We start from the raw sequence: 19146 nt of genomic DNA on the forward strand, positions 1-19146 counted from the left end.
GAGTCCGCGATGGCACCGAAGACCGTTTCGCTCCCGCACGAGCCGGGTTTCGCAGAAGCCACCCAGGTCTTCAACCTCGCCGCCGTGCCGGAACCGGCGGCGGCGCTGACGGCGCACACGATCGACGACATCCGCGCGGCGCTGCGGTACGCCGAGTCCACCGGAGCGCCGGTGCGGATCCTCGCCACCGGGCACACGGCGGGCGCGCAGCGTCCGATGGCCGGCGCGGTGCTCGTCAAGACCGCCCTGCGCGGCGAGGTCGAGATCGACGCCGCCGCCCGGGTCGCCCGGGTGCCGGCCGGCACCCGCTGGGGAGCGGTCGTCGAGGCCGCCGCCCCGCACGGGCTGACCGCCCCGCACGGCTCCTCGCCGACCGTCGGCGTCGTCGGCTACTCGCTCGGCGGCGGGATGAGCGCCTACGGCAGGCGGTTCGGCCTGGCCGCCAACAGCGTCCGGGCGATCGAGCTGGTCACGGCGGACGGCGAGCTGCGCCGGGTGGACGCCGGCACCGACGCCGAGCTGTTCCGGGCGTTGCGGGGTGGTGGTGGCGGCTTCGGCGTCGTCACCGCGATCGAGATCGCCCTGTTCCCCGCGTCGTCGGTGCACACCGGCGCCGCGTTCTGGCCCGCGAAGCACGCCGCCGAGCTGCTCGCCGCGTGGCGCGCGTGGACGCTGACCGCCCCGGACGAGGTGACGACGTCGCTGCGGGTGTTGAACCTGCCCCCGCTCCCCGACGTGCCACCGGTCCTGGCCGGCGGGCCGGTCCTCTGCCTCGACGGCGCGGTGCTCAGCACGGACGACGACCACGAGGCCACGGCCCGGCGGCACACCGCCGAGCTGCTCGACCCGTTGCGCGCGATCGCCGAGCCGGTCATGGACACCTGGCACCGGGCCGAACCGGCCGCCGTGCTGGCGGCGCACATGGATCCGACGGATCCGGTCCCCGTCGTCGGCGAGCACATGCTGCTCGGCGAGCTCGACGACGGTGGTGAGGCCGCGTTCCTGCGGGTGCTCGGCGAGGGCTCGGGCTCACCGCTCGTGGCGGCCGGGCTGCGTCAGCTCGGCGGCGCGTACTCGCGGCCGGACCCGGCCGGTGGCGTGCTGAACCACCTGGACGCCCGGTTCTCCTACGCCGGGTCCGGGGTGCCGATGGGGCCGGTGACCGTCGAGGCGCTGCGGAAGCACGCCGCCGTGGTGCGCGCGGCGCTGAGCAAGTGGGACACCGGGCGGACGGTACCGTCGTTCGTCGAGCACGTGGAGCAGCCGCAAGGGCACCTCAGCCCGGAGCAGATCGCCGAGGTGGACGCGGTGCGCGAGCGGGTCGATCCCGCCGGCCGGTTCCGCGGCGACATAGCCCCGAATGCCACAGCACTCGGCTAAGTGGAGTACACCGCAATTTCGGAGAAGAATCAGTTGGCCACAGACGGTACAACAGGAAGGGCGCACAGAAGGGTGTGATCCCACGGGGCCGCTCGCGGGACCCGACGACGCGAAAGAGTGCATCATCATGGACACAAGCGCTGGACCGACCGGGTTGGCCGGTCGGAAAGAGTTCATCGGGCTGGCGGTGCTGGCCCTGCCCACCATTCTGGTGGCGCTCGATATGAGTGTGCTGTATCTGGCGCTGCCGCATTTGAGTGGTGATCTCGGGGCCAGCAGTGTGCAGCAACTGTGGATCACGGACATCTACGGCTTCCTGGTCGCCGGCCTGCTCATCACGATGGGGAACATCGGCGACCGGATCGGCCGCAAGAAGCTGCTGATGATCGGCGCGGCCGCGTTCGCCGTCGTTTCGATATTGGCGGCGTACTCCACGAGCCCGGAGATGCTGATCGTCATGCGGGCCCTGCTCGGGGTCGCCGGATCCACGATCATGCCTTCCACCATGGCGCTCATCGCCGCCATGTTCCCGAACCCCAAGCAGATGTCCATGGCCATGGGCGTCTGGATGGGTTGCTTCATGGGTGGCACCGCGCTCGGGCCGATCATCGGCGGCGGGCTGCTCGAGTTCTTCTGGTGGGGTTCGGTGTTCCTGATCGGCGTGCCGGTCATGGTCATCCTCCTCGTGGTCGGACCGAAGGTGCTGCCGGAGTTCAAGAACCCGGCCGCGGGCAAGATCGACCCGGCCAGCGTCGTGTTGTCGCTGCTGGCGATCCTGCCGGTCATCTACGGCCTCAAGCAGATCTCGCACGACGGGCTCTCGGCGGTGTCGATCGTCGCCGTCGTCGTCGGCGTGGCGTGCACGATCACGTTCCTGCGCCGGCAGAAGCGGATCGACAGCCCGCTGCTCGACCTGACGCTGTTCAAGAACCGGACGTTCAGTTCGGCACTGAGCATGACGGTCGCCTCCGGGTTCATCGCCGGCAACCAGCTCTTCGTCTACATGTACCTGCAGTCGGTCTCCGGGCTGTCGCCCGTGGCGACCGCGCTGTGGCTGGTGCCGCCCGCGCTCTGCACGCTGGTCATGATCCAGCTGGCGCCGCTGATGGCCCGCCGGATCCCGCCGGGCCGGCTGATGGCGGTGGGCCTGGTGGTCTCGGCCATCGGGTACCTGCTGCTGACCCAGCTGGACAGCACCGGCAACAACATCCCGTTGCTGCTCACCGGTCTGATCATCGCGAACATCGGCATGGGCCCGCTGGCCGGGCTCGGCGCCGCGCTGGCGATGCAGTCGGCTCCGTGGGAGAAGTTCGGTGCGGCGGCCGGGATGACGTCGACCTCGGGCGAGTTCGGTGTGGCGATGGGCGTCGCGGTGCTCGGCACGGTGGGTACCACGCTGTACCGGAACACCGTCGTGGTCGATCCGGCCATCCCCGCCGCACAGGCGCACGCGGCCGGGGAGAGCATCGCCGGTGCCCAGTCCGTCGCGGGCAGCCTGCCCCCGGCGGAGTCCGGGAACCTGCTGAACAGTGCCTACGAGGCCATCACGAGCAGCGTGCACGGCACCGCGATCGGCAGTGCGATCATCATCGCGGCGGCCGCGGTCATCGCCGCGGTCGGGCTGCGGCACCTGCCGGCCACCGGGCAGCAGCAGGCGCCCGCACCGGAAGCGGCCGCCGAGCCGGACGCCGAGGCCGCGGACACCGCGGACACGGCCGCCGAGCCGGCGGCGCGAAGCTAGAAAGCGCGTGCAGGCGGGGAATCCGGTGGCGACGTCGTCGCCGGGTTCGACCCGCCGGCACCTGTGCACCACCCTGAGGCCGTCGCTCGCGAAGGGCGGCAGCCGCCGGCTCAAGGACCGCGACCTCGGTCGCGGTCCTTGAGCCAGTGCAACCGAAGAACCGAAGATCACCACAGGCGAGAAAGGACATGCGATGGCTGACGCGTCATCAGCGACCACCAAGGAATTCGGGTTCACCCGGATCATCGACGCCCCGCGCGAGCGGGTCTTCGAGGCGTGGACCGACCCGGACCAGCTCGCCGCGTGGTGGGGCCCGACCGGGTTCAGCACCGCGCGGTCCACCGTGTCGATCGACGCCCGGCCCGGTGGCGAGTGGGCCGCCACGATGAAGTCCGACGGCGAGGACGGCACCGAGGTTCCGTTCCACGGCGTGTACAAGGACCTGGAGTCCCCGTCGGTGCTGTCGTTCACGCTGATCGACGACAACCACGTCGACGCGGACAACGCCGAGCTGATCGTGGTCGCGTTCAACGACCAGGGTGAGAAGACCGAAATCGTCTTCAAGCAGATCGGGCACCTGCCGGACGAGCAGATCGAGCCGAGCCGTCAGGGCTGGCTGAGCTTCATGGAGTCCCTGGCCGACTACCTCGCGCAGGCCTGAGCCGACCGGTGCTTTGGTCGGTGTGCGCTCATCGCACCCGATCAAAGTGCCGGGCTCGTCCGGCAATCGTGGAGATGTCCGGTCCGGTCCGGCCGTGTGACCATGTGGGTGTCGCTTTCCGGGTTACGCGGTGAGGAGCTCGAATGGGCAAGGTCGTGATCGACGTATGGGTGCCGGACAATACGTTTCCGGGCTGGATGGAGCGCTGGTACCAGATCGGCGCCGAATTCGAGAAGCTGCACCCCGAATACGCCATCAAGGTAACGGCCACGAGTTTCTGGAACGCGCCGCTCGAAGTCGCGCAGGCCGCCGCGCAGGGTAACCCGCCGGCCGTGTCCGAGCTGTATTCCTACCTGGGCCAGTCGGCCCGCGACATGACCCGCCAGGACGGCCGTCCGCTGTTCACCTCGCTGGAGAAGGCGATCGACGGCCGCACCGAGATCGGCGGCGAACCCGTCGTGGCGGGCGACGTCATCGCACCGTTCCGCGACTACTTCAGCCACCAGGGCGACCTGTTCTCGATGCCGTCGGTCGGCACGACGAGCCTGCTGTTCGCGAACACCCGCCTGCTCGAGGCCGCCGGTATCACCCGGCTGCCGGAGACGTGGGACGAGGTCACCGCCGCGTGCGAAACGCTTGCCGGCGCGAAGAACCCCCCGAAGCACCCGATCACCTGGGCGAACCACGCCATGCTGTTCCAGCAGGCGGTGGCCACGCAGGGCGGGCAGCTGGTGAACAACGACAACGGGCGCTCCGGCCGGGCCACGAAGATCGAGCTGGCGTCGAAGGAGATGCTGACCTGGGTCGAGTGGTGGCGCGAGCTGCACCGCGACGGTCACTACCTGCACACCGGCGCGATTCCCGGCTGGATGGAGAGCTTCGCCCCGTTCGCCGAGCAGCAGGCCGCCATCCGGCTCTCGTCGTCGAACGACATCAACTACACGCTGCGCGCGGCGGAAGGCGCCGGCTTCGACCTCGCCGTCGGCATCTTCCCCTTCAACGACCACGTTCCCTACGCCGGCAACCACGTCGCCGGCACGTCGCTGTGGCTCACGAACGGTCTCGACAAGGCCACCGAGGACGGCGCGCTCGCGTTCACGCAGTTCCTGCACAACCCGCGCAACGCCGCGGACCGGCACAAGGACAACAGCTTCGTCCCGATGACCTACGGCGCGTTCGACCTGCTCGAGAGCGAAGGCTGGTTCGCCGAGCACCCGTACCACCGGGTGGCGAGTGACCACCTGCACGCCGCCCCGGCGAAGGCGACCCCGGTCGCGAGCGGGGTGCCGAAGGTGCGGGGTGCCGTGTTCGGCAACTTCGCGGGCACCCAGGACGTGATGAACCGGGCCGTGCAGGACGTGCTGGAGACCGAGATCGACCCGGCCGAGCGGCTCGCCGCGGCGACGCGCGAAGCGCAGGGCCTGCTGGACGACTACAACGCCTGGGCGACGGGTCCGGCGCCGCGCGACCCGGACGCGGCCCCGCACAGCAGCCTGAAGGTGGAGCACTACGCCGGCGTGGTGGCCGGGAAGGACTACGGCGGCCGCGACCTGGAACGCATCGTCAACAAGGACTGACGCGGTACGGAACGGACCGGGGCGCGACATCCCACACGAGAACGGGCCTGACCGGCTGGTCAGGCCCGTTTTCTCATGTCTAGCCGGCGACCCAGTCCATGTGCTCGATCCAGTGGTCGAGTGACGCGCGGTCGCCGTAGAGGTCCAGGTTCCGCGCGGCGTCCAGGGGACGGCGCCGGGTGAGCACGAGCAGCAGCTCGGCGGCCGGCCCGCGGACGGTGGCGTCGGCTTCGGCGTGCGCGCGCTCCAGGACGACCAGGTCCGGCGTCCGGCGCACGAGCCATTCGTGCGCGGTGTCGGTGGCGTGGAAGTGCAGGACCCGGCCGGTGTCGCGGATCGCGTCGACGAACTCCGGCCGCGCCTGCGCGTAACCCGGCGACGTCATCGTCTCCAGCCAGTCGTCGATGGTCGCGGCGGCGTGGTCCGGCGACACGTCGTAGTGCTCGCCGAGCGCGCCGGCGGCGTCGGCGCGGTGCACGGTGATCTCACCGAACAGCCGCCGCGCCCAGAACGGCACACCCGAGTCCCCGCCGGAGGGATCCCACACCGGCGTGCTGTCGTCGACCGAGCCGAACGCGTCGGCCGCCGCGGCCGCGGTGCCGGTCAGCCACGCGCGCCAGCCGGCCGGATCGGCGGGCCCGGTGTCCATGGCGGCCAGCGCGGCACTGGGGTCGGTCAGCCGCTGCCCCACCAGCGTCGCCACCATCCGCTGCGTACCGCCGACGTGCCCGACGAGCTCGGCGAGACTCCACTTCGGGCAGGTGGGCACCCGGGTCGCCGGGTCCTGGCCCTGCACCCACTCGGCGAACGTCTTCGTCTGCGCGACGACGGATTCCAGGTGCGCGGAGGTGTCCACGGTCTTCGCCTCGATGTTCGCTAGACGCCAGTAGCACTCCGTATCGGACCAGCACGGTGCGTGGCTGTCAACCCGGAACGGCGGCGAACGCGCGAATACCGCCCGAGCGTGTACCAGCACGCTGGGGCGGTATCCGAAGTGCGGTTGGCGCTCAGGCCTCGTAGGGGCTGACGGTGACCGGGATGCCGTTGAACACCGCGTTGCCCGACGGGACGTCCACGACGAGGTCGCTGGTCAGCGCGTTCGCGTTGACGCCGGCGTTCTCCTCGGCGACCCGCTGGCGGCCGCCCTTGTGGCCCCAGCCGTGGGGGAGGCTGACGACGCCGGGCATGACCACGTCGGTCGGCTCGACGTCGACGATCAGCTCGGACACCGCCGATCGCACGACGGCTCGCTCGCCCAGCCCGTACTTGGCCATGTCGGCCGGGTTGACGTGCAGGGTGCACGTGTTGCTGCCGCCGACCAGGGACTTCACGTTGTGCAGCCAGCTGTTGTTGGACCGCAGCTGGCGCCGCCCGATCAGCAGCATCTCCGGCACCGGTTCCGCGGCCTTGGCCCGCAGCCGGGCCAGGTCGGACACGATCGCCTCCGGCGTGAGCTCGACCCGGCCGGACGGGGTGGTCAGCAGCTCCTTGAGCCGCGGCTCGAGCGGGCCGAGGTCGATGCCGTGCGGCTGTTCCTTGAGCTTCGCGAGGGACAGCCCGTACGAGCCGAACTTCAGCAGGGTGTCGAGGATCTGCTCGACGCCGTCGTCGCCCTCGATGGTGGCCCGCAGGTCCGCGACGTCCATGCCTTCGACCGGGGAGCCGGGCATCTGCGTCGCGCCCGTCAGCAGCTGGCCGATGAACCCCTCGTCGATGGCGGACGTCGGTGCCGCCAGGGGCGCGCCCGCGGCGATCAGCGTCAGCCGCGCCAGGATCTCCGCCTCGGACCGCTGGTCCTCGTCCAGCGGCAGGGCCGCGGGCGAGTAACGGGTGTAGTTGCGCACCATGACCATCTGCATCAGGAAGTCGTAGTGCGGCGCCTGCAGCATCCGCGGCGGCGGCAGGATCACGGTGGCGTGCTTGGTGGTGTCGTTGAGGTACGGGTCGACGGCGACCATGAAGTCCAGCTGGTCGAACGCCTTCCCGATCCGCGGCCCGTTGGGCGCGGCGACGACCTGGTTGGCCCCGATGTTGATGAGCGCCCGGACCTGGCCTTCGCCGGGGGTCTCGATCTCGTCGGCCAGCGTGGCCGTCGGCAGCTCGCCGAGCACCTCGGGGTACCCCTTGACGCGGCTGTGCCAGCGGGCCCACTCGAACGGCTGCCCGGTGCGGAACACCTCGAGCGCGGCGGTCTTGGCGAACATCGTGCCGCCGGGGTTGTCCAGGTTGCCGGTCAGGATGTTGATCACGTCGACCAGCCACTGGGTCAGGGTGCCGAACTCCACCACCGACCCGCCCATGCGCGAGTACACCGCGGCCGTCGGCGCCGCCGCCAGGCCGCGGGCGATGCGGGTGATGCCGTCGGCCGGCACGCCGCAGGCGTCCGCGACGGCGTGCGGCGGGAACTCCTTGACCAGCTCACGGAGTTCGTCGAGGCCGTTGACGTCGAGCGTGACCGTCGCGAGGTTCTCCTCGAGCAGCGTGTGGACGACGCCCAGCAGCAGGAAGGGATCCGTGCCCGGCCGGACGAAGAAGTGCTCGTCGGCCATCGCCGCGGTGCGGGTGCGCCGCGGGTCGACCACGACCAGCTTGCCGCCCCGCTTGCGCAGCGCCCGCAGGCGCTTGGGCATGTCGGGCGCGCAGAACAGCGAACCGTGTGACTCCATCGGGTTCGCGCCGATGACCAGGAGGTAGTCGGTCCGGTCGACGTCGGGGACCGCGATCGCGAAGGGGTCGCCGTACAGGTGCCCGCACACGACGTGCTTGGGCATGTGGTCGATGGTGCCGGACGAGTAGACGTTCTTGGACGCCAGCGACTGGATCAGCGGCATGCGGTACAGGAACCCGGCCATCGTGTGGTAGGTCGGGTTGCCGAAGAAGACCGCGACCGCGTCCCGGCCGTACTTCTCGATGACGCCGTTGATGCCGCGCTCGACCGCCGCGAACGCCTCGTCCCACGAGGCCTCGCGCCACTCGTCGCCCTCCCGGATCATGGGGTGGCGCAGGCGATCGGGGTCCTCGTCGAGGCGGCCGATGCTCGCGCCCTTGGGGCAGAGGTAGCCGCCGGTGAACGGGTCGAGGTCGTCACCGCGCACCGACGTGACGCGGCCGGTGACGTCGAGGTCGATCTTGAGACCGCAGACGGAGTCGCAGATGGGGCAGGTGCGGTGCGCGGTCGTCATCCTCGGGCCACCTTGGGATCGCGGTCGGCTTGCTTGGTTCCCTCCCAGGATGACCGCGTCGCGGCGGGTTGTCTTATCCGCACATGCCCTCTGGCCGCCGAGTGCGCGGCCGGACGGCTCGGCAACACTAGAGAAGCCACGGATTGCCGGAACGGCGACCATTCTCCTATGGAGCAGATGGTTCTCGTGCCGGGTGGTGAGTTCCTGCAGGGGTCGCCGCCGTGGCTGGTGGACTGGATGTTGGAGGCGGACCAGCCGCTGCCGCGGGACTGGTTCGGTGACGAGACGCCGCAGATCAAGCGGGCCGTCGCGCCGTTCTGGATGGCGCGGCACCCGGTCACCGTGGCCGAGTTCGCCGAGTTCGTGCGGCAGACCGGTTTCGTGACCGACGCCGAACGGCGTGGGTTCGGCCTGATCTACGACGACTTCGGCTGGACCGAGCACGAGGGGGTGTGGTGGCGCGAGCCGGGCGGACCCGGGATCGTGCCGGACGACTACGACGACCACCCCGTCGTCAACGTGTCCTGGGACGACGCCAACGCGTACGCGGACTGGGCGGGCCTGCGGTTGCCGACCGAGGCGGAGTGGGAGTTCGCGGCGCGCGGCGTCGAGGTCCGGATCTGGCCGTGGGGCGACGATTGGCAGGGCGACAACGCCAACACCGCCGAGTACCACGCCGGCAAACTGACCACTTTGGACTCGTGGCGGGAGTGGTGGCTGACGCTCTACGCCAAGCGGGGCCCGGTGCCGTTGAGCACGCCCGTCGGCGCGTTCTCCGGCCGTGGCGGCGACAGCGCCCACGGGTGCGCCGACATGGCGGGCAACGTCTACGAGTGGACCTCCACGCTTTCCCACCTGTACGACGAGTCGACCCGGTGCGATCCCACGATGCACGCCACGGTGGGGCGCTACCGGGTGATCCGCGGTGGGTCCTGGATGAATTTCCGCTACCAGGTCCGCTGCACGGAACGGATGCACGGCGATCCGTTGGGCTGGTCCAGCTTCGCGCATGGGTTCCGCTGCGCGAAGGACGCATAAACACACGGAGGAGTCACCATGATCACGATCATTGTGCCGGCGGTGTGGTCCCCGGAACGGCGGACCGGCTACAAAGTGGACGGATCCGGTTTGCTGTACGACGTCATGCGACGTTTCGTCGACGAGAACCCGGTGTTCCGCCGCCGCCTGATCGGCACCGACGGCTCGCCGGTGAAGTACGTGAACATGTTCGTCGACGACGAGCTCATCATGCGCAACCACCGCGACAGCACCGAGGTCGCGGCCGGCAGCACGGTCACCATCATCTCCCCGATGGCCGGCGGCTGAGCCGGCCGTCCACCACGAAAACGGCCCGGTCACCTCGATCCGAGGTGACCGGGCCGTTCTGTGCGTGCCGGGGAGAGCAGGTTCGGCACGCACGAAACCCCCGGTCGGCGAACCGACCGGGGGTTTCGGGTGCAGCGGCGTCAGGTCACCGGAGGTCGGCCGGCACCTGCGCCTGGTGCCGCTCGACGAGCCGGACCAGCTCGGGGATCAGCTCGGCCGGGCTCGGCCGGTCGGCCCACGCTTTGTGCAGCGCCTTGGCGCCTTCCCGGTACGCCGGGTCGGTCAGCAGCGCATCGACCTTCGCGCGGATCTCCTCGACCGACTCGGTCTGGTGGTTGACCCGCAGCCCGGCGTTGTGGTCGGTCATGTACTTGGCGCAGACCCACGAGTCGCCGTGCCGGTCGGCGTTGCTGACGCTGATGTTGTCGCCGTCGCCGCTCCAGATCATCCGGTGCTTCTCGTCGGTGTCCAGGATGATCTGCGGGATGCCGGCCGAGTGCGCCGCCCAGAAGGTGCCGGTGGCGCCGTGCGAGATGATCGCGTCGCAGGTCGGCAGCAGCTGGATCAGCGGGACGTAGTCGACGACCTGCACGTTGTCCGGGATCGTCTCGACCTGCTTGAGCTGCTGCTCGGTGACCGTGGCGATCACCTCGACGTCCAGCTCGCCCACCGCCGCGAGCAGCTTCGGCAGCCGGGGGTCGCCGTCGACCTGCCACAACCGGTTGGACAGCCCGAGGGTCAGCGCGATCCGCCGCTTCGCCGGCCGCCCGTAGAGCCACTCCGGCTTCTGCGCCCCGCCGTTGTACGGGATCGCCCGCACCGGAGCCGCGGTGATGTTCTCGGACATCCGCAGCTCACGGGGCAGCGGGTCGATCGTCAGCTGGCCGAGCAGCAGGTCGTCGTCGATCTCGACGCCGTAGCGCTTCGCCACCGGCTCGAGGTCCTCGACGATCGGGTTGCCGCCGATCGCGGCGACCGCGTCGTTGCCCTTCTGCGCGTACAGCTCCAGCGACCAGGCGCCGTAGTCCGGGCTGATCAGGATCCGCGCGTGCGCGGCGCCGGACGCGCGGGCGATGATCGCGCCGAACTGGAACCAGTTCTCCCACAGCACCAGGTCGGGCTTCCACGCCTTGGCGAAGTCGACGAGCCCGTCGAGCGTCGCCTGCGGCTCGGTCGGGATGGACATCCGGTTGTTGAACGCGAAGAACTGGTAGAAGGCGTCCCAGCGGTCGCGGGTGGCGTCGTCGAGCCCGAACGCGTCGGCGAACCGGTCCATCTTCTCGAGGTCGGGCACGCCGACCTTCCGCAGGTTCGCCGGGGTCAGCGGCGTCGGCACGCCGTTGCTGACGGCGGTCAGACCGGCCGCGACCAGCGCGGGTTCGGCTCCCGGCGGCGCCGCGACGACGACCTCGTGGCCGGCGTTCTGCAACGCCTGGGCGTAGGGAACGAGCGTGTAGAAGTGGCTCGGATGGGGCACCGTCGCGATCATCACGCGCATGGCTTCGTCCTTCGGTCGATCTCGGTGGGCGGTCGGACGGCGGGGCGCCGTCCGGCCCCGCGGTGTCGAGCCAGGACGGGCGTGCTTCAGCGCGGCGCGAGCGAGCCCGGGCGAGAAACACGCGTCCGCTGGACAATCAGCAGCCTGCCAGGGGCCGTCCGCCGCAACATCTCTTCGAGTGCGCACCTGGTCGTCGCGGGTTTGCGGCCCGGTTCGGGCGTCCACAATGGACTACCGGAACCGGCCGGGCGTCCGCAATGCGGGAGATGACCCCGCGCGGCCGCGAATGTGACGCTGACCTTCGCGTGGACGGCGGGTTTGGCGAGTTTCCCTTCCACTGGATGTACCGGATCAGGACTGACGAGATCACCAAATTCTTAGGTATCAAGGAGGAATCCGTGATGAGCCACAACGCTGGATCGCGCGCGGTGGTGCTCGGTGGAAGCATCGCCGGGTTGTTCGCGGCACGAGTGCTCGCGGATGCCTACGACGAGGTGCTCATCGTGGACCGTGACGTACTGGTCGGGACGAAGGGCGTGCGCCGGTTCTGCCCGCAGAGCCAGCAGGCCAACGGCCTGCAGGCCAGGGGCGTGCACGCCATGGAGGAGCTGTTCCCCGGCATCACGCAGGAACTGGTCGACAACGGCGCGCCCAAGGGCGACCTGGCCGGCACCTGCCGCTGGTACACCCAGGGCTACCGGCTCAAGCAGCACCACGCCGGTCTGCCGGCCCTCGGTGTGCTCCGGCCGGTGCTGGAGTGGCACATCCGCGAGCGCGTCCAGGCCATCCCCAACGTCTCCTTCGTCGAGCAGCACGACATCCTCGGGCTCGAGACGACGGCGGACAAGAGCCGGATCACCGGCGCCCGCGTGCAGGCGCACGGGAAGAAGACCGAAGAGGTCCTCGAAGCCGACCTGGTGGTCGACGCGACCGGCCGCGGCTCGCGGACCCCGGTCTGGCTGGAGCAGCTCGGTTACGCGAAGGCCGAAGAGGAGCGCAAGAAGATCGACCTGGTCTACGTGACGCAGCACTACAAGCTGCGTCCCGGCTGCGACCCGTTCGGCAAGGACACGGCCATCAACCAGATCGCGCACCCGGGCCTGCCGCGGGGCAACGTCTTCTTCAAGGTCGACGGCGGCCTGCTCGAGCTGACGACCTACGGCCTGCTCGGCGACCACCCGACGACCGACCAGAACGAGCTCTACGAGTGGATCCGGTCGCTGGGGGCCAAGGACGTCTACGACGTGCTGCGCTACGCCGACCCGGTCGACGCGCCGATCGCGTTCCGGTTCCCGACGACGCTGCGCCGGCACTACCAGAAGCTGGAGCGCTTCCCGGAGGGCCTGCTCGTCACCGGCGACGCGGTCACCTGCTTCAACCCGGTCTACGCGCAGGGCATGACCGTCGCCGCGCTGTGCGCGCTCACCATGCGCCAGCACCTGCACAGCGGCGCCGGCCCGATCCCGCTCGACTACTTCCAGGACCTGGCGAAGGACGCGATCGACCAGGCGTGGGAGATGACCAACACGATCGACCTGACCTTCCCCGGGGTGAAGGGCGAGCGGACCCGGCAGGTCCGCATGGCGCAGAAGTTCCTGAAGAAGACGCAGATCGCCGCGACCCGGGACGGCAAGGTGGCCGCCGCGTACTTCAAGGTCGCCGCGTTGATGGCGACGCCGGATTCGCTGATGCGCCCCGGCATCCTGCTGCGCGTGCTGTGGAAGTCGATGTTCGGCCCGTCGAAGGAGAGCCTGCGGCCGCACGTCTGGCAGGCCCCCGCGGACGTGGAGCCGGTGTTCACGGCCGCCGCCGACGTGCGCAAGGCGGCCTGACCGGCCGAGGGTGAGCCGCCGCCGGACGTCCCGTCCGGCGGCGTCCCCGTCACGATCGGCCCGATTCCGGGCACTAGCGACGTTTCTCGAGAGAAGGCTGGGTTATGACTGCGGTCAGGAGTGTGTCCGAAGAGGACTACCCGTCGGCGCCGGAGCCGGGGTTGACGCCGGGGGAGGCGATCGCCCGGGCCGAGCGGATCGCGGCGACCCTCGTCGACCGCCAGGCGGAGACCGAGGAGCGCGGGTACTACGCGCTCGACACCCACGACGAGTTCCTCCGCGCGGGCCTGTACCGGTTGCTGGTGCCGCGGCGGTACGGCGGTTACGAGTTCGACCTCGAGACCCACGCGCAGGTGGTGTCCGCGCTCGCCCGGGGCTGCCCGTCGACGGCGTGGATGTACACCTTCGGCGCGTCGCACGCGCTCCTGGCGGCGACGCTGTTCTCCGAGACCGCGCAGGACGAGCTGTTCGCGAACGGCGACTTCATCTGCCCGGCCACGGTCGGGATCTCCGGGTTCGCGCAGCCGGCCGACGACGGCGGCTGGATCATCGAGGGCGTCCACCCCTACAGCTCGGGTTCGCCGTACGCCACGCACTTCATCGGCCACACCCTGGTGGCCGGCCCGGAGGGCGCACCGCCGATCCCGATGCTGTTCGTGGTGCCCCGCGCGCAGTGGCGGCGGCTGGACGACTGGGGCGCGCAGCTGGGCCTGAAGGGCAGCGGCTCGCACAGCGTCGCGATCGAGAAGGCGCACATCCCGGCGCACTTCGGCCTGGTCGGCACGCACATGGGGATGACGTCGGTCGTCGACGGCACGCCCGGGCAGGAGCTGCACGGCAACGCCATGTACGGCGGCGGGGTGCTGAGCTCGGTGCAGTTCCCGCTCGCCGCGATCGCGATCGGCATGGCCACCGGCGCGCTGGACGCCTACGGCGGGCTCATGCGGGAGCGCACGACGCTCTTCCCGCCGATCACCTCCCGCACGGAGGACCCGGACTACCAGTTCCGCTACGGCGAGGCCGCCGGCAAGATCGCGGCCGCCGAAGCGGCGCTCTCGGGCGCGGTGCGGCAGTGGACGGCCACCGCCGAGCGCGGGCCGGGCGCGTTCACCCGCGAGGTGGACCTGCGGCTGTCCCTGATCAGCCGCGAAGCGGTCCGGCTGTGCTGGAGCGCGGTGTCCGAGCAGCTGTTCCCGACCGCGGGCTCGAGCTCGGTCCGCGCGGGTGCCCGGCTCGAACGGGTCTGGCGGGACATGTCCACCCTGCACAGCCACGCCGGAGTCAGCATCTTCCTGGCCAGCGCGGCGAACCGCGAGCTCGCCCGCCTGGTCTTCGACGTGACGAACTGACCCCATGCCGGCACACGAGGGTGATGATCAGATGACCGAGCAGACGACCCGGCCGCTCACCGGCGACGAGTACATCGAGAGCCTGCGCGACGACCGCGAGGTCTACCTGTACGGCGAGCGGGTCAAGGATGTGACCGAACACCCCGCGTTCCGCAACCCGGTGCGGATGGTCGCCCGGCTCTACGACGCGCTGCACGATCCCGAGCACCGCGACGTGCTCACCACCGCGACCGACGCCGGCGGTCCCGGGGGTTACACCCACCGGTTCTTCACGACGCCGCACAGCGCCGAAGACCTCGTCGCCGACCAGCAGGCGATCGCGTCGTGGGCGCGGATGAGCTACGGCTGGATGGGGCGCAGTCCCGACTACAAGGCGTCGTTCCTCGGCACGCTCGGCGCGAACGCCGACTTCTACAACCCGTTCGCCGACAACGCGCGCCGCTGGTACCGGGAGTCGCAGGAGAAGGTCCTCTACTGGAACCACGCGATCGTGCACCCGCCGGTGGACCGGCACCGGCCGCCGGAAGAGGTCGCCGACGTCTTCGTCCACGTGGAGCGCGAGACCGACTCCGGGCTGATCGTCAGCGGGGCGAAGGTCGTGGCGACCGGGTCCGCGCTCACGCACTACAACTTCATCGCCCACTACGGGTTGCCCATCAAGGACAAGAAGTTCGCGCTCGTGGCGACCGTGCCGATGGACGCGCCGGGCATGAAGCTGATCTGCCGCCAGTCCTACAGCGCGGCGTCCGCGGTGACCGGGAGTCCCTTCGACTACCCGCTTTCCTCACGGCTGGACGAGAACGACACCGTCCTCGTGCTGGACAAGGTCCTCGTTCCGTGGGAGAACGTGTTCATCTACGGCGACGTCGCCAAGGTGAGCATGTTCACCGGGCAGTCCGGGTTCATCGAGCGGTTCACCTTCCAGGGCTGCACCCGGCTCGCGGTGAAGTTCGAGTTCCTGGCCGGCCTGCTCGCCAAGGCGCTGGAGATCACCGGGGTCAGCGACTTCCGGGGCGTGCAGACACGTCTCGGCGAGGTGCTCGCCTGGCGCAACCTGTTCTGGGGCCTGTCCGACGCCGCGGCGCGCAACCCGGTGCCGTGGCGCAACGGCGCGGTGCTGCCCAACCCGCGGTACGGCATGGCCTACCGGTGGTTCTCCCAGCTCGGTTACGCGCGGCTGCGCGAGATCGTGCTGCAGGACGTCGCGAGCGGCATGATCTACCTCAACTCCAGCGCGCAGGACTTCCGGAACGAGGACATCCGGCCGTACCTGGACAAGTACCTGCGTGGCTCGCACGGCATCGACGCGGTCGAGCGGGTGAAGGTCATGAAGCTGCTGTGGGACGCGGTCGGCACCGAGTTCGGCGGCCGGCACGAGCTCTACGAGCGCAACTACGCCGGCAGCCACGAGAACACCCGGCTGGAGCTGCTGTACGGGCAGATGGCCGACGGCCAGCTGGACGGCTACAAGGCCCTCGTCGACCAGTGCCTGTCCGAGTACGACCTGGACGGGTGGCAGGTGCCCGATCTCGCCTCGTTCGACGAGCTGGGCAAGGCGGGCCGCGACCTCTTCGGCTGAGCCGATGCTGGACAGACCCGGGGCGGGCCGTTCGCGGCCCGCCCCGGGTCATGTGCGTGCCCAGGGCCGGATCTGGTGGACCACGTCGGACAGCTCGCGGTGAACGCAGGACAGTCCGGTAAGGACGTTCGAGGATCCCGGCGACACCATCACGCACGCTGCGGAGCGGGCCGCGACGAGTTTGGGTATGGGTCGCCGATGGGTGGGCCGGAGAAAGCCGGGTCAGCCGCCGGGCGGGGTGACCGTCAGGAACGCCGCCAAGGCCAGGACGACCACGCTGAGCAGAACCTCCGTCGACACCGCCAGACGGAGGCGGCGCAGGTCCGTGGTGAGCGTCGCGGTGCCGCCCGGTGCGGGGGTCGCCATCCGGCGGACCGCGCGGCGGGACCGGCTCGCCACGGCCAGCAGCGCCGCGAAGCCCGCGATCTTCAGCAGGACCAGCAGCCCGAACCGGGTGGTCCACAGCGACGTCAGCGACGGCATGATCCGCAGCGCCAGCACCGCGCCGCTGAGCGCGATCGCCGTCACCGCGCCCGCCGCCAGCCTGGAGAACCGGGCCGCCACGCCGGCGACGTCCTCGCCGTCGGCCGGGCGGTACAGGCACAGCGCCAGCTGGATCAGGCCGCCGGCCCAGATCGCGATCGCGCCGAAGTGCACCAGGTCCGCGCTCACCGAGAAGTACATGATCGGGTCGGTCACCGGGTGCCCGGTCGCCGAGAACGTCAGCAGGACGAGGAAACCGGCCACCATCGCCAGGTTCTCGAACCGCGGCCGCAGGCGGTCCGACGGCCCGAGCAGCCGGGCCGTGCACACCGCCAGCGCGCCCACCGCGACCAGGCGCAGCAGCAACAGCTTCCCGTACGCGACGCGGAGCGTGTCGGCCAGCAGGGCCGGGTCGGCCACCGCCGCCAGGTCGCGCCCGGCCGCGTACGGGCCCTGCAGCACGAACGCCGCGGCCGCCATCACGCCGACCAGTCCCGCGCCCCAGCGCAGCAGCCGCCGCGCCCGGCCGTCGGTGCGCGCCGCCGGGCGGCAGAGCAGCACGAACGCCAGCCCGCCGAGCAGGACGACACCGAGGTAGGCCAGCCAGCGGACCGCCGTCGACACCGCGTCGACCGCCGGGTCCGTGCCGGTGGCGGCCGAGACCGCGCCCGCCGACGTCACCAGCGGTCCGGTGCCGACGACGAACGCGAACGTGCCGCGCACCGGGTGCGAGTCGGCCGAGACGAACGCGTACTCCACGAGGTAGCTGCCGTCGGGCAGGCCCGGCTCGAGCCGCACCGCCACCTGCTCGGCGACGTCGCCGGGCTGGAACACCGGGCCGGTCTCCGCCTGCTTCCCGGACAGGTCCACGACCTTGATCGAGCCGGGCTGGATGCCGATGTTCTCCGACAGCGTCACCGAAACCAGGGACGGCGCCGCCGTCAGGCGGGCACCGTCCCCGGGGGTGGACGAGATGATCTCGACGTGAGCCGAAGCGGGAACGGCGCCGACCACCAGCAGGCCGAGGACCAGGGCCAGCAGGGCCAGCGCGCGTTTCACGACGCGGCGAGCGCGGAGTGCCGGGGCAGCCCGCAGGTGCAGCCGGTCAGCTCGTGCTCCGCGGCCGAGGCCCGCCGGTGCAGCACGATCGCGACGATCATCGGGATGGTGACGATCGTGTTGTAGAACAGGTGCAGCTCCACCCGGGGGATCAGCAGCTGGATGATGCTGGTGGGCACCTTCTGCCCGGCCAGCCGCCAGCCCGACTGCGCCTGGATGAACAGCAGCAGGTGCTCGATGTGGTGCCAGAACTGGATGCCGAGGGCCAGGTTCCACCACTGCCGCGAGCGGCCGGCGAAGCCGTGGCGCAGGACCCACAGGAACACCAGCATCACCAGCGCGTAGCCGTAGTGCAGCCACTCCTGCGAGATCAGCCACGGGAACGGCATGCCCAGCACGCCGCGGGCGCGCGAGGTCGGCCAGCCGAAGCCGTAGATCTGCACGGCCTGCACGATGTGCTCGGCCCAGTGCCCGATGACGATCACCATGAACACGGCGAGCGCGCGGTGGTGGTACCGGCTGTTGAGCGCGGCGAGGAACCCGGCGGGGCGGGTGATTTCGGACGTCGACATGCAGACCCCAGTATCCCGAAAAATGACGTTTCGCACGGATCTTAGCCTTCGCCGGAGGGCAATCCGTTCCTCCGGATTGCCCATCTCGTGGCGAAAAGTGCGGCGGTGTGGCGGATTGCGCCGACCGGTGTCAGTGCACGGCCAGCCCGGTCGGGCGCTCGGGAGCCGGCGGGATGTGGAACAGCCGGGTGAACAGCTCCAGGTGCGCCGGGTCGCCCTCGACGTGGACCTGACCGCCGGACAGCGCGTCCTGCGCGGTCAGGCTGCCGTTGAGCAGGTCGAGGATCGCCGGGCCCTGCGGCTCGATCACCAGGTCGGGGCTGGGCAGCGAGCCGGCGGAGACCTTCAGGGTGCCGTCGTCGACCAGCGCGTGCACGATCATCTCGCCGCCGAGGTGGCGCAGCTCGTAGTTGACGTGCACGCCCGCGGCCTCCTCCTCGCGGAAGGTCGTGTAGAGCGACAGGATCGCGGTGTCGATGCTGAACGCGTCGTCCGGCTTCGGGTAGCCGAGCGAGCGGGCACCCCACAGGCCGAGGTCGAGCACGATGTGGTCGAGCTCGCAGCCGTACTCGGTGAGCTCGTAGACGACCCCGGCGTCCAGCTGCGACAGGACGCGGCGGCGGATCACACCCGCCTCCTCGAGCTCGTTGAGCCGGGAGGTGAGGATGCTGACCGGGATGCGCGGGAGGGTCTGCCGAAGGTCGTTGAAGCGCTTCGGACCGAGCACGAGGTCCCGCACGACGAGCAGCGACCATCGTTCGCCGATGATCTCGAGCGCCCGGGCCAGGCCGCAGAACTGTCCGTAGGTGCGAGCAGAGGTGGGCATACTCGGTTCCTCACTTTTTCGGGTGCCTGGCCGGCTGCCGTCCGAGTCGCGCGGTGCCGCGGGCTCGGTTACGGTTCCGGC

General features: G+C 70.4%; 15 protein-coding genes. 9 read left to right on the forward strand and 6 right to left on the reverse strand.

All coding sequences use genetic code 11. From position 1 onward, the window contains the following. Positions 1-9 precede the first annotated feature (9 nt). The 4 genes from OHS58_RS00130 to OHS58_RS00145 all read left to right on the forward strand — a co-directional run bounded on the left by OHS58_RS00130 (position 10) and on the right by OHS58_RS00145 (position 5359). A complete protein-coding gene (locus OHS58_RS00130; protein ID WP_328646758.1) occupies positions 10-1380 on the forward strand; it encodes an FAD-dependent oxidoreductase in 1371 nt (456 codons plus the stop codon). Between the two features lie 154 nt (positions 1381-1534). After that, positions 1535-3121 (forward strand): MFS transporter, encoded by a 1587-nt coding sequence (locus tag OHS58_RS00135; protein ID WP_326943495.1) that lies wholly within the window; start codon positions 1535-1537, stop codon positions 3119-3121. A 193-nt stretch (positions 3122-3314) separates the two neighbouring features. After that, the gene (locus OHS58_RS00140) at positions 3315-3782 is read left to right on the forward strand and encodes an SRPBCC family protein (RefSeq protein WP_247055569.1); all 468 of its coding nucleotides are present in this window, start codon (positions 3315-3317) and stop codon (positions 3780-3782) included. A gap of 143 nt (positions 3783-3925) precedes the next feature. After that, positions 3926-5359, forward strand: coding sequence for an extracellular solute-binding protein (locus tag OHS58_RS00145; protein WP_326943494.1), 1434 nt, complete (start codon positions 3926-3928; stop codon positions 5357-5359). A 79-nt stretch (positions 5360-5438) separates the two neighbouring features. Here the strand turns inward: OHS58_RS00145 and OHS58_RS00150 are convergent, their stop codons facing one another. Both OHS58_RS00150 and OHS58_RS00155 read right to left on the reverse strand, forming a co-directional pair. Next, positions 5439-6215, reverse strand: a complete 777-nt coding sequence (locus tag OHS58_RS00150; RefSeq protein ID WP_326959181.1) for a maleylpyruvate isomerase family mycothiol-dependent enzyme — start codon at positions 6213-6215, stop codon at positions 5439-5441. 151 nt (positions 6216-6366) lie between these two features. After that, positions 6367-8541, reverse strand: coding sequence for a molybdopterin-dependent oxidoreductase (locus tag OHS58_RS00155; RefSeq protein WP_328646759.1), 2175 nt, complete (start codon positions 8539-8541; stop codon positions 6367-6369). 168 nt (positions 8542-8709) lie between these two features. Here OHS58_RS00155 and OHS58_RS00160 point away from each other — a divergent pair, with 168 nt between their 5' ends. Then, entirely contained in the window at positions 8710-9579 is an 870-nt protein-coding gene (locus tag OHS58_RS00160; protein WP_247055561.1) for a formylglycine-generating enzyme family protein, read from the forward strand. Positions 9580-9597: 18 nt separating this feature from the next. After that, positions 9598-9867: a MoaD/ThiS family protein gene (locus OHS58_RS00165; protein WP_247055559.1), complete on the forward strand. Its 270-nt coding sequence runs from the start codon at positions 9598-9600 to the stop codon at positions 9865-9867. Positions 9868-10012: 145 nt separating this feature from the next. Here the strand turns inward: OHS58_RS00165 and OHS58_RS00170 are convergent, their stop codons facing one another. After that, a complete protein-coding gene (locus OHS58_RS00170; protein WP_326943491.1) occupies positions 10013-11365 on the reverse strand; it encodes a nucleotide disphospho-sugar-binding domain-containing protein in 1353 nt (450 codons plus the stop codon). A gap of 401 nt (positions 11366-11766) precedes the next feature. Between OHS58_RS00170 and OHS58_RS00175 the strand changes: the two genes are divergently transcribed. The 3 genes from OHS58_RS00175 to OHS58_RS00185 all read left to right on the forward strand — a co-directional run bounded on the left by OHS58_RS00175 (position 11767) and on the right by OHS58_RS00185 (position 16125). Next, a complete protein-coding gene (locus tag OHS58_RS00175; protein WP_326943490.1) occupies positions 11767-13197 on the forward strand; it encodes an FAD-dependent oxidoreductase in 1431 nt (476 codons plus the stop codon). Positions 13198-13301: 104 nt separating this feature from the next. Continuing rightward, the gene (locus OHS58_RS00180) at positions 13302-14546 is read left to right on the forward strand and encodes an acyl-CoA dehydrogenase family protein (RefSeq protein WP_326943489.1); all 1245 of its coding nucleotides are present in this window, start codon (positions 13302-13304) and stop codon (positions 14544-14546) included. A 31-nt stretch (positions 14547-14577) separates the two neighbouring features. Further along, complete coding sequence (locus tag OHS58_RS00185; protein WP_326943488.1) at positions 14578-16125, forward strand: 4-hydroxyphenylacetate 3-hydroxylase family protein; 1548 nt, start codon at positions 14578-14580, stop codon at positions 16123-16125. A gap of 222 nt (positions 16126-16347) precedes the next feature. On the opposite strand, the gene OHS58_RS00190 is transcribed toward OHS58_RS00185, so the two are convergent. From OHS58_RS00190 to OHS58_RS00200, 3 genes are all read right to left on the reverse strand, one after another. After that, on the reverse strand, positions 16348-17667 hold the full coding sequence (locus OHS58_RS00190; RefSeq protein WP_328646760.1) for a copper resistance CopC/CopD family protein: 1320 nt from the start codon (positions 17665-17667) through the stop codon (positions 16348-16350). Next, the gene (locus OHS58_RS00195) at positions 17664-18239 is read right to left on the reverse strand and encodes a hypothetical protein (RefSeq protein ID WP_247055546.1); all 576 of its coding nucleotides are present in this window, start codon (positions 18237-18239) and stop codon (positions 17664-17666) included. Before OHS58_RS00195 ends, OHS58_RS00190 begins: the two co-directional genes overlap by 4 nt. Before the next feature lie 130 nt (positions 18240-18369). Continuing rightward, on the reverse strand, positions 18370-19065 hold the full coding sequence (locus OHS58_RS00200; RefSeq protein ID WP_326943485.1) for a helix-turn-helix domain-containing protein: 696 nt from the start codon (positions 19063-19065) through the stop codon (positions 18370-18372). Between the last annotated feature and the right edge of the window lie 81 nt (positions 19066-19146).

Source organism: Amycolatopsis sp. NBC_00348 (genome assembly GCF_036114655.1).
GTDB lineage: Bacteria > Actinomycetota > Actinomycetes > Mycobacteriales > Pseudonocardiaceae > Amycolatopsis.

Coding starts and splice junctions, on each gene's coding strand:
- OHS58_RS00200 (WP_326943485.1), bottom strand. CDS start 19,065: ATGCCCACCTCTGCTCGCACCTACGGACAGTTCTGCGGCCTGGCCCGG.
- OHS58_RS00165 (WP_247055559.1), top strand. CDS start 9,598: ATGATCACGATCATTGTGCCGGCGGTGTGGTCCCCGGAACGGCGGACC.
- OHS58_RS00140 (WP_247055569.1), top strand. CDS start 3,315: ATGGCTGACGCGTCATCAGCGACCACCAAGGAATTCGGGTTCACCCGG.
- OHS58_RS00155 (WP_328646759.1), bottom strand. CDS start 8,541: ATGACGACCGCGCACCGCACCTGCCCCATCTGCGACTCCGTCTGCGGT.
- OHS58_RS00145 (WP_326943494.1), top strand. CDS start 3,926: ATGGGCAAGGTCGTGATCGACGTATGGGTGCCGGACAATACGTTTCCG.
- OHS58_RS00175 (WP_326943490.1), top strand. CDS start 11,767: ATGAGCCACAACGCTGGATCGCGCGCGGTGGTGCTCGGTGGAAGCATC.
- OHS58_RS00180 (WP_326943489.1), top strand. CDS start 13,302: ATGACTGCGGTCAGGAGTGTGTCCGAAGAGGACTACCCGTCGGCGCCG.
- OHS58_RS00185 (WP_326943488.1), top strand. CDS start 14,578: ATGACCGAGCAGACGACCCGGCCGCTCACCGGCGACGAGTACATCGAG.
- OHS58_RS00170 (WP_326943491.1), bottom strand. CDS start 11,365: ATGCGCGTGATGATCGCGACGGTGCCCCATCCGAGCCACTTCTACACG.
- OHS58_RS00195 (WP_247055546.1), bottom strand. CDS start 18,239: ATGTCGACGTCCGAAATCACCCGCCCCGCCGGGTTCCTCGCCGCGCTC.
- OHS58_RS00130 (WP_328646758.1), top strand. CDS start 10: ATGGCACCGAAGACCGTTTCGCTCCCGCACGAGCCGGGTTTCGCAGAA.
- OHS58_RS00160 (WP_247055561.1), top strand. CDS start 8,710: ATGGAGCAGATGGTTCTCGTGCCGGGTGGTGAGTTCCTGCAGGGGTCG.